12 protein-coding genes and 2 pseudogenes are annotated in these 9,655 nt (G+C 68.7%); 2 read left to right on the forward strand and 12 right to left on the reverse strand.

The window, feature by feature from the left end:
• The 5 genes and pseudogenes from RGD00_RS22130 to RGD00_RS22150 form a co-directional block, all read right to left on the reverse strand.
• A pseudogene (locus RGD00_RS22130) lies at nucleotides 1-133 on the reverse strand (IS5/IS1182 family transposase); the annotation flags it as partial.
• A 39-nt stretch (nucleotides 134-172) separates the two neighbouring features.
• Nucleotides 173-1,396 (reverse strand): phage portal protein, encoded by a 1,224-nt coding sequence (locus RGD00_RS22135; RefSeq protein WP_310459411.1) that lies wholly within the window; start codon nucleotides 1,394-1,396, stop codon nucleotides 173-175.
• A complete protein-coding gene (locus RGD00_RS22140; RefSeq protein ID WP_310459412.1) occupies nucleotides 1,396-1,605 on the reverse strand; it encodes a phage head-tail joining protein in 210 nt (69 codons plus the stop codon). The genes RGD00_RS22135 and RGD00_RS22140 overlap by 1 nt, the downstream gene beginning before the upstream one ends.
• Nucleotides 1,605-3,611, reverse strand: a complete 2,007-nt coding sequence (locus tag RGD00_RS22145) for a phage terminase large subunit family protein (protein ID WP_310459413.1) — start codon at nucleotides 3,609-3,611, stop codon at nucleotides 1,605-1,607. The genes RGD00_RS22140 and RGD00_RS22145 overlap by 1 nt, the downstream gene beginning before the upstream one ends.
• Nucleotides 3,559-4,155: a hypothetical protein gene (locus RGD00_RS22150; protein WP_310459414.1), complete on the reverse strand. Its 597-nt coding sequence runs from the start codon at nucleotides 4,153-4,155 to the stop codon at nucleotides 3,559-3,561. Before RGD00_RS22150 ends, RGD00_RS22145 begins: the two co-directional genes overlap by 53 nt.
• 111 nt (nucleotides 4,156-4,266) lie before the next feature.
• Between RGD00_RS22150 and RGD00_RS22155 the strand changes: the two genes are divergently transcribed.
• Entirely contained in the window at nucleotides 4,267-4,539 is a 273-nt protein-coding gene (locus tag RGD00_RS22155) for a hypothetical protein (protein ID WP_066813809.1), read from the forward strand.
• A 95-nt stretch (nucleotides 4,540-4,634) separates the two neighbouring features.
• Nucleotides 4,635-5,171: a DUF3489 domain-containing protein gene (locus RGD00_RS22160; RefSeq protein WP_310459415.1), complete on the forward strand. Its 537-nt coding sequence runs from the start codon at nucleotides 4,635-4,637 to the stop codon at nucleotides 5,169-5,171.
• 256 nt (nucleotides 5,172-5,427) lie between these two features.
• Here the strand turns inward: RGD00_RS22160 and RGD00_RS22165 are convergent, their stop codons facing one another.
• The 7 genes and pseudogenes from RGD00_RS22165 to RGD00_RS22195 all read right to left on the reverse strand — a co-directional run bounded on the left by RGD00_RS22165 (nucleotide 5,428) and on the right by RGD00_RS22195 (nucleotide 9,549).
• A complete protein-coding gene (locus tag RGD00_RS22165) occupies nucleotides 5,428-5,652 on the reverse strand; it encodes a DUF7220 family protein (protein ID WP_252926965.1) in 225 nt (74 codons plus the stop codon).
• Nucleotides 5,649-6,107, reverse strand: coding sequence for a MerR family transcriptional regulator (locus tag RGD00_RS22170; RefSeq protein WP_310459416.1), 459 nt, complete (start codon nucleotides 6,105-6,107; stop codon nucleotides 5,649-5,651). Before RGD00_RS22170 ends, RGD00_RS22165 begins: the two co-directional genes overlap by 4 nt.
• Entirely contained in the window at nucleotides 6,104-6,298 is a 195-nt protein-coding gene (locus RGD00_RS22175) for a hypothetical protein (RefSeq protein WP_310459419.1), read from the reverse strand. Before RGD00_RS22175 ends, RGD00_RS22170 begins: the two co-directional genes overlap by 4 nt.
• A gap of 6 nt (nucleotides 6,299-6,304) precedes the next feature.
• On the reverse strand, nucleotides 6,305-6,583 hold the full coding sequence (locus RGD00_RS22180; RefSeq protein WP_310459420.1) for a hypothetical protein: 279 nt from the start codon (nucleotides 6,581-6,583) through the stop codon (nucleotides 6,305-6,307).
• Between the two features lie 202 nt (nucleotides 6,584-6,785).
• Nucleotides 6,786-7,295, reverse strand: a pseudogene (locus RGD00_RS22185) (DNA cytosine methyltransferase); the annotation flags it as partial.
• A 1-nt stretch (nucleotide 7,296) separates the two neighbouring features.
• Nucleotides 7,297-8,661, reverse strand: coding sequence for a site-specific DNA-methyltransferase (locus tag RGD00_RS22190; protein WP_310459417.1), 1,365 nt, complete (start codon nucleotides 8,659-8,661; stop codon nucleotides 7,297-7,299).
• Nucleotides 8,662-9,120: 459 nt separating this feature from the next.
• Nucleotides 9,121-9,549: a DUF6362 family protein gene (locus tag RGD00_RS22195; protein WP_310459418.1), complete on the reverse strand. Its 429-nt coding sequence runs from the start codon at nucleotides 9,547-9,549 to the stop codon at nucleotides 9,121-9,123.
• Nucleotides 9,550-9,655: the final 106 nt, after the last annotated feature.

Genomic DNA, 9,655 nt, shown 5'->3' on the forward strand with positions numbered 1-9,655 from the left:
GCTTGCCAGTCGGCGCGGCCTTCCACGTCATGGCGGGGTCGAACCAGATCGTCAGAGAGCCGCGGCGCTTGAGCGCTTGGTTATAGGCGGGCCAGTTCCTGGTCTTGTAGATCGGGGGTGTCGGTCTGCTCATGCAGTCAAGCTACCACGCTGGATTCACGAGATGAATCCCTCACGCGATTTGTGCAACAGAGCCCCCCGCCGCCCATGCCGCTTCCGTGAACCAGCGCCAGACCGGCGCGCAGAACATCGGGATGAAGAGCTGCCACTGCACCGCGTCGATCTGGCGGCGGAACTCCACGAGCCCCGCCCGGATCGAGGAATAGTTGACCTGGCTGAGGTCGCCCGTCAGCAACTCGTAGGGCACCCGGAACCCGGCCGAGATCGTGTGCAGGCTCGCTCGCTTGTATTCGCCGTAGCCGCCGGTCGCCGAGGGCTGGTTGAAGCGGATGTCCTTGCCGCCGCGGGCATAGGCGATCAGCCCCGGCTCGAACTGCTCGACCCGGTTACCGTCGGCGTCGACCACGGATGGCGCGATGCCCTGCTGCGCCTCGTCGTCGCCGAACACGATGGCGGTGACGCAAGCCTCGGTCTTCTTGCGGACCAGCTCGGCCACTTCATAGTCGTCGAGATCGCGCAAGCTGCGGATCACCGGCGCGCCCCATGGAACGCCGCGCGCCTGCGTGCGCTGCTTCTCGTAGACATGGGCGATCTCGCTCGCCGGGACCGGGCGGCTCTGCAACCCGTTCTGCAAGGCGCCGTAGGCGTCGCCCGGATGTTCGGCATGCAGCCAATAGGCCCGGCGCTTGCCGACCGGGTCGAACTCTATCCCCTGCACCAGCCGTCCCGCGCCGAGGGCGCCGGATTTGGTGGCGTCGAGGAAGTCGGCCTCCAGCACCTGCAGTTGCAGCGGCACCGGGAGACCGTCGCTGGCCCGCCGCAGCCTTCGGCGCACCAGAACCTCGCCCGCCTCGACCATTTCGCGGCAGATCAGCGTCTGCAGCCCGTAGAAGTCGAGCTGACCATCGGCATCGCAGTCCGCTGTCCAGCGTTCGAAGAGCCCATCGACCTTCCGGTCGAGCGTGTCGTCGCCGCTGGCGGCGCGCGGCATGATCCCTGCGCCGATGATGTTGTTGACCAGCACCGCCACGGCTTTCGCCGCATGCGGGTTGTTGCGCACCAGATCGCGCATCCGGTCGCGCAAGAGCGCCCCGGCCACGCCGATCTCGGTGTCGGCGGAGGACCCCGGCGCGCGCCAGCCCTCGGTGCGACGCCCGCGCGCGGCCCCGTCATAGCCCCGCGTCAGGGTCTCGAAGGCCTGACGGGCCATCACGCGGCGCGCGGCCATTCGGGGGGCCACCGTGGCGATGGCGTGATCGAACCAGGTCGCCGACATCACCGGTCCCCGCGCGAGAAGCCCGCCAGCCCCGCCAACGGCAGCGGTCGGGTCGTCCCCGCAATGGCGCGCTCGATGGTGCGGATGCGCGCCAGCAGGTCCTCGGCCGAGCCGTAATCCACCGACTTGCCGTCATAGCTGACCCGGGTCGTGCCGCTGGCATAGGCCCGGCGCAGCGCCGAAAGCTCGGATTCCGTCCAGTCGGTCATCAAAACCATCCTCCACGCCGTCCGAGCCAGTCGGAGCGGCGCTTGCCCTGCGGGGCCTGTCCCGGCCGGTTGATCTGCCCGGCGGGATCGGTGTCGGTGGGGGCGGCCCCGAGCTGATCCTCGAGGTCGCGCCAGGTCGACTCGGGCCAGCGGTCCGCGCCCGCGATCCAGGCGGCGGCGCGGGCGTAGACCCGGCAGTCCAGCGCCTCGTTTCGCTCACGGAGCTTCTGCCATTCCAGCCGAGCGAAGCCGCGCTTCGTGCGCACCGTCACCAGCTGCTCGGCCACGAACTGCTTCAGCCATTCGTTCTCGACCCAGTGCGGAAGGTGCACCGAGCCGGGCGGGAATGCCGCCCCGTCGGCCATCTCCTCCTCGGTCGGGCGCGCCAGCCGCAGGAAGCGGTAGGTCTCGGCCTTGAAGGTCGAGACCGCCACGGTCCAGAGCCGCGCCCCGCGCCGCAGGCGTTTGCCGCCCTCGGTCGAGTCGACGAAGGTAGGCCCCGACACCGGGCTCGAGCGGTTGAACCCCTCGACACCCTTCACCGGCGACACCTGCCCAAACCCCTGCGCTCGCGCCCAGGAATAGACCGCCGGCGCCTCGTAGCCGGTGTCGATGGCGAGCCGCGCGATCCTGAGATGCGCGCCGCGTTCATGCGGCCAGCTTCTGTCCAGCAGCGCGGTCAGCTCCGACCATGAATCGTGCCGATCTGGCCCACCCTCGATGACGACGTGATCGACGAGCCAGCTTTCCAGCCCGCGACCCCAGGCCCAGACATCGACCTCGATCCGGTCCTTCTGCACGTCGGCCCCGGCGGTCAGGAACAGCCCGCCCGCAGGCACGGTGCCGGATGTCCAGCGCTCCCGCCGATCATAAAGCCGCTGCCAGTCGGGGGCTTCCCCGGTCTCGACCCATGTCTCGCCGAGGATCGTGTTGCGGAAGGCCTTGATCGCCTCGTCGGAGCCCTGCGCCGCGTCCCATGCCCGCACGATCCGCTCCCAACTCAGCCAGCCGATCGGCGAATAGAGCGCCGAGAGGTGATACCCGACCGTGGTCGGATCGGCGGCGGTGGCGGTCGCCCGCCATTCGCCGCCCTCCAGCATCGCCGTCTTGTGGTGTTCCGCGATTGCCGCGTCGCAGCCCTCGCAGTGATATTCCGCCGTTTCCGGCCGTCCCTTCTGCCAGCGCAGCCGGTCGAACTTCAGCCACTGCATCGCGCCGCAATGCGGGCATGGCACGTGGAACCGGCGCTGGTCGGACGCCTCGTATTCCCGCTCGATCCGGCTCAGACCCCGGATGGTGGGCGTCGAAACCAGGAACACCTTGCGCCGGTGGGCGAAGGTCAGCGACCGTGCTTCGGCCAGCGTCACCGGATCGCCTTCCTCGTCGGCCGAGGCGGGATAGGCGTCGACCTCGTCGAGGAAGATGTACCGCGCCGGGGTGGACCGCAGCCCGACCGCCGAGTTGGCGCCGGTCATGATCAGGATGCCGCCCGCGAATTCCTTGGAGAGCATCGTGTTGCCCGCGTCGCGGGAGCGCGCGGGCTTCACCCGCTCCCGCAGCTCGGGGCTTTCGTCGATCAGCGGGTCGATCCGCTGGCGCGAGTTGCGCTTGGCGAGTTCCACCGTGGGCTGGACCGCGAGCATCGGCCCCGGTGCCTGGTGGATCGCGAACCCGATCCAGTTGTTGCCCGCCTCGGTCGCGCCGACCTGCGCGGCCTTCATAAACACGATCCGCTGCGTGGGATCGCCGGGGCTCAGCCGGTCCATGATCTCGCGCATGTACGGCGTGCGCACCGTGCGATACCGCCCGGGCTCGGCGGAGGCGCGGCCCGAGAGCATCCGGTGCCGGTCCGCCCATTCCGAGACGGTGAGGTCCGGATCGGGGCGCAGCCCGCTGCCCCAGGCGCGCAGGATCTCGCCCGCGCCGTCGAAGTCCGTCAGGCCATCGCTGCTCTCACCGGAAGTCGGGCCGGACCTCGGCGAGTTCGTCGAGGTGGGCGCGTACATGTTTCTCCAGGACCTTCTGCATCGCGGCTGGCTCCACGGTGATCTGCTGGCCCGTCGCGTCGCTGCACGAGGCCGAGAGTTCTGCCGCCATCAGCGCCGCCGCACGCACGGGCCAGTTCACCCATGCGTCCCGTTCCTCCCGCGCCAGGCGGAACACCAGCGCCAGCGCGCGGGCCCGCTCGATCAACTCCCCCTTCAGCTTCTGGAGCCGGATGCGCCGCTCCTGGGCCTTCAGCACCTCGTTCGCGGTCTTGGCCTGCAGGAAGGTCGTGCCACCGCCGACTGCCGGGACCGCCAGCCCCTGTTCGCGGAGCGTGTCGCCGACAGCGGCCACAGCAGCCTCGGGGACGGGCTTCATCTTCGGTGCGGGCGGCTTGCGGGTCTTGGACGGGTCCGTCGTCTCGGCACGCCTGGCGTCGCTGGCGGCCGCGTTGATGCTGCCGTCGGGATAGAGGACCAGCCGCTCGGCCGTCTTCGCCTTCTGGATCGCGCCCCGCGACAGCCCGACATGCGCGGCGTACTGGCGCTCGCTCATGCCCTGCATCGACGACTCCGAATATCATTCAAGATCATGTGCTTATCGAGTTGATAAGCCTCGCGGACAGAGGGAACGTGTTTCCAGAAGGACGATGCAACTCAACAAGGAGCCACCTCGATGACCACCCGCCTGAACCCGATCACCACGCCGCGCCACGAACTCCGCGCCGAGAAGGCGCGCCGGAACAAGGAAGCCGCGCTCGCGGCCTTCATCGGCAAGAAGGCCGAGATCGACGAGATGCTCGCCCGCCTGCAGGCACTCAGCGACGACCATTTCAACTGCCACCCCGACGAAGCGGGCTGGGCGATGGTCGGCACCCTCGAACACTACGCCAGCCTCCTGAAGCGCATCACCGACAGCGCCTTCGGCGAGGGCGAGCACGCCCGCTGATCTCCGGCACAGCCGGAACTCCCGCCGCGCGCCCTGCGCGGCTCGGGGTCGTAGAAGGCGCCGCATGACGCGGGCCCGAATACGGAGACGACCCCATGACCCAGAACCAGCTTTCCGACGCCCAAGCCATCATCCTTTCCACCGCCTGCGCGCGCGAGGACGGAGCGGTCTTTCCCGTCACCGCCAGCCTCAAGGGCGGCGCCGTCGGCAACGTCTGCAAGAGCCTCCTGAAACAGGGCCTGATCGAGGAAATCGGCGCCACGGACCTCAACACGGTCTGGCGGCACGACGAGGAGCGCGGCCCGATCACGCTGCGCGCCACCCCACTGGCCTACAGCACCCTCGGGATCACGGACGAGCAGGACGACACGCCGCCGGCTGAGACGCCGACCGCCCCGGTCCAGCGTCGGAAGGGCACCAAGCAGGAGACCCTGATCGAGATGCTCCGCGCCGAGGGCGGCGCGACCATCGACGAGATCGTCGCCGAAACGGGCTGGCTGAGTCATACTGTCAGAGGAGCGATGTCCGGCGCCCTGAAAAAGAAGCTCGGGCTGACCATCATCTCCGAGAAGGTCGATGGCGGCGCACGTCGCTACCGCATCCGCGACATGCCCGAGGGGGCGGGGCGTTGAGCCCCGCCGACCGCCCGGACCCGCAGCACCGCATCCTCGGGATCGCGCTGCAGCTGGCGGCATATCCCCCGCTCCGCAAGCACGAGCATTCCTACGAGGCCCGCGTGCCATGGCGCCTCATCAAGCAGCTGCGCGAGGCCCTCAGGGACGCAGGGGTGGATTGGCGCGCGGTCCACGCCACGCTCCGCCAAGGGGACGGGTAGATCGGTCAGCCAATGCCCATGAGCCGCCGCCCCGCATTCTGGGCGGCGGTGTCTCATTCTGCGCTCCGGACCCGGATCGCCTCGAACAACCGACGCAGCAGGTAGCCGCGCGCCAGCGAAACGCCGACGAAGGCGAGGCCGATGGTCAGATGCTCCGCAAGCCCCGTCTCGATCCCGAACCACGGGAACACGACGATCTGCGTGGCGATGGCCAGCACATAGCCGACGACGACATTCGTCGCGGCCTCGACCATCGACATGATCCGGCTCTGCTTCACTGCGCGGCACCTCCCGCGGCCGTCACGACGGGGATTGCACCAGCAGCATCACGGTACACGGTCGCAACGTCCACGATGATCACGGTCTCGGGTCGCCGTTTCAGCACCGCGAAGAGATCCGTTTCGGTGACGAGCCCCACGGTCGGACAGGGTTGTTTCTTGCCCCAGTCCGCGCAGAAGAAGGACCGGCCCGAGATGTCGGAGATGTCGTTCATCCCGGCGAGGTCGTCGCGCAGGTCCGAGACGATCAGCGCCATCCCGTCTAACGATAGTGAGTGCTTCCTCAGCATTCTCATGACTGCAAGGCATGCGAGATCGCGCCAATCGAACCGCCGGCGCTGACCGGGCCGCACAGCCACGGAAGGTCGGAAATGACCACGCGAGATCCATTGGCTCAGTTCGCCCGTCGTCATGGCGCAGGCGTCGACGATCTCATGGATCGTCCACGTTCTCATGCCGCCTCATCCATCGGCCAGCAGTTCAGCCGCGAGAGTTCGCAGCGCATGCGCTGCAACCAGCGGGACCACGCCGTTGCCACAGAGCCGAAGCCGGTCCACCCGGTGGGCCAGCCCATCAGCGCCTCGACGAACAGCGGGTTCAAGGTCCGGCGCGGCTCGGAGGTATCGCGCCCAGCCATCAGCGTCACCAGGACCTAGCGGCCAAGCAGGCCGTTCACCGGGGTGTTCGCCAATGTCGTCGCCCCATCCTTGTGATCGCGCGCCGTCGGCGTCATCCACATCCCGGCCGCATGGGTCAGGTCGGCTGTCCGCCGGTTGCCCGCGCTCGGTTTGCAGCCGTCGCTGGCCATCGGTGTCGGCCAGTCCCTCGCCAGCTGGTCCAGACCCTTCTCGTCCCTCCGCGCGCCACCTCTGCTGCGAAAGCTGTCGGTCTGCGGCGTCGGCCACATCGCGGCCGTCGTCGCGAGGTTCATCCCGTGCTGCCCCGCTGCCTGCGACGGCGTTGGCTTCGTCTGCCGGTTCTCGTTGGCGCTGGCCCGGGGCGTCGGCCAGAGCCGCAGCAGTTCCGTCCGGTTCCCGCCACTCGACCGGGTGCCAGAGCAGGCGCGCGGGGTCGGCCAGTTCGTCCCCCTCGCGGATGGCGAGGATGAACAGCCGCTCGCGCTTGTGCGGTGCGCCGACTTCCGCCGCCGTGAAGAGGCCTGCCGCAAGGCGGTAGCCCATGCCGACCAGTCCTCCGGCGACTTCGGGGAAGCCGAGGCGGAGATGATGGGCGACATTCTCGAGGAACACGAAGGGCGGTTTGATTTCGCCGATGATGCGGGCGACATGCGGCCAGAGGTGGCGCGGGTCGTCGGCACCGCGGCGCTTACCCGCGACCGAGAACGGCTGGCACGGATAGCCCGCAGTGACGATGTCCACCGCGCCGCGCCACGGGCGGCCGTCGAAGGTGGCAACGTCGTCCCAGACAACAGCCTGATCCATGGACGCGTCTTCCATCCGCGCCACGAGAGTGGCTGCGGCATAGGTTTCCCGTTCGACATGGCCCACAGCACGATAACCGGAGATGGCGATGGCGAGACCAAGGTCGAGTCCGCCTGCGCCGGAGCACAGGGAGAGGCCGAAGAGGCATGCGTCTCCGGTTCCGGAAGCGCGTCCGGAGGAAGGTAGAGCCAGGTCATGCATGTCACGCGGCGGTCTTGCGCTTTCGCGCTGGTTCGGGGGCGGCGTCCGGGTCCGGCGTATCGGTGGCGTCGCCCAGCCGCTCGGTTCTCACCTGCGCGAAGGTCCGGCCGTCGCCGTCGAGGATCGCGTCCTTGCCGGTTTCGGCCTGCCAGCGCTCCACGGCGACATCGATGTAGGCCGGGCTGATTTCCATCGCGAAGACGCGGCGGCCATTGGCTTCGCCCGCCATGATCTGCGAGCCGGAGCCAGAGAATGGCTCGTAGCAGAGCCCGCCGCGGGCGACGTGCTGGCGCATCGGGATCCCGAAGGCGTCGAGCGGTTTCGGCGTCGGGTGGTCGGGCCGGTCGTCCTTGGCGAAACTCGGCAGCGCCCATGTCGAGGGCAGCGTTTCCTCGGCCACCTTCGGGGGGCGGTTCGGGCGTCGCCAGCCCATGAAGCAGGGCTCGTGCTTCCAAAGGTAGTGCGAGCGGGTCAGCACGCCCCGGTCCTTCACCCAGATGATCTGCTGATGGACGAATGCCCCGGCCTTTTCCCAGCACGCTTCCAGCATCGCCTGGCGTCGCGAGGCGTGCCAGCAGTACCAGGCGGCATCCTCGGCGATGGCCTCGGCGACGGCGGCGGCGATGAAGCCGTCGTAGAGCTCGGCGCCCTGGCTCGAGTCGTCCCAGGTCGTGCCGTAGGACGCCGACCAGTCCTTGTTGCGGGTCGGGTGGTTGGAGCCGTCGTAGTCCACCAGATAGGGCGGATCGGTCGCGAACAGGATCGCCCGCTCGCCATTCATCAGGCGGCGCACGTCGGCCGCGCTGGTGCTGTCGCCGCAGAGCAACCGGTGGTCGCCGAGGATCCACAGATCGCCGGTGCGGGACGCCGGATTGCGCGGCGGTTCGGGGATGGTCACCGGCGGCACGGAGCCCCCGGCGCCGCCCTCTTCACCGTCCCCCTCCGGCACGAAAGCCAGCAGCTTGTCGAGCTCGCCGTCGGAGAAACCGACCAGCGACAGGTCGAAATCCGCGGCCAGAAGATCGTTCAGTTCCGCCGACAGCAGCGCCTCGTCCCAGGTGCCGAGTTCGGTCAGCTTGTTGTCCGCGATGCGGTACGCCCGCCGTTGCGCCTCGGTCAGGTGCCCGAGCACGATCACCGGCGCTTCCGTCAGCCCGAGCTGCGTGGCGGCCAGTACGCGCCCATGCCCCGCAATCAGTTCGCCGTCCTCGCCGACGAGGCACGGCACGGTCCAGCCGAACTCGGCCATGCTGGCGGCGATCTTCGCGACCTGGTCCGGCCCGTGCGCCTTCGCGTTCTTCGCGTAGGGCTGCAGGCGCGACAGCGGCCACGTCTCGATCGCGTCCGGGGCGAAGCTCAGCGTCATGGTGGGCAAGGTTCCTCGGTCGGGTGGATGCCGGTGGTTTCCGGACTCCGGATGCCGGGCTGGACTCCACACGGGGTCCAGCGGCTAGCAGCGGTGTCCGGTCGGAAGGCCAGCGTTCATTGGTGTTTGCGCGGGGCGCGCGTGGCTCCGGCTTCCGGGTGGCTTCCCAAAAATCCGGCCCTGTCGCTGGCGATGTCCCGCGCTTCGCCCGCCAGCATACGAATATCGCCAGGAAGGAACCGCGAACTCGGCCAAAGGGCTTGCAAGCGGCGGACAGCGGCCCACAAGGAAAGGATCAGCGCCTTTCCTTTTCCAACGGACCTGCCAACGAAAGGATGGTTTCGCTCGGGACCGCGCTGCGCGCGCCTCTCCCGAGCTTATCCCGAACCTAGCCCCTGAACCGGTTTTCTGTCCCGTCGAAAACTGTCCGCCGCACACCTTCCCCTCTGGCGCGCAGGGTTACGCGCCACCGGCCAGTTCGATCACGCGCCGCTTCGACAGGTTGCGGTTGAACCGCCGCCGGTTGAGCCTCAGCGAGATGACGCAGAGCCCGTAGAGCCAGTGCTGGTGGGCGGCCGAGCGCTGCAGTCCGACCGTCCAGCAGATGGACTTCCACCGCTCGCCATGGGCGCGCATCCAGACGATCTTGCCATCGACGGGTTCGAGGCACGCGGTCCACGTCAGCGTCTCCTCCATCCGGCTGATCGCCTGCGGCGAGGGCAGCACCCGCATGGGCTTCGGCTCCTGGCCCACCTTGTCGGCGAAGGAGTGGACGATCTCGGGCCACGTGCTGAAGTAGCCCTGCCGTCGCGGCTCGGGCAGGCGCTTGAGCACGAAGGCCGCCTCAGCGAGACGGGCCTCGACGAGGGACGGGGTCCACTTATCCATGGCGCCCTCCCTCGTGGGAGGGGCGCGGGCCGTAGTATCCGTGTCGATCAAGTGGCATTTGGGCTCCATTTTCGATTGTCGCGGATGAGCGCGTTGGCCAGCACGA

Origin of the sequence: Ruixingdingia sedimenti (assembly GCF_031432425.1) — a bacterium.
Classification (GTDB): Bacteria; Pseudomonadota; Alphaproteobacteria; order Rhodobacterales; family Rhodobacteraceae; genus Ruixingdingia; species Ruixingdingia sedimenti.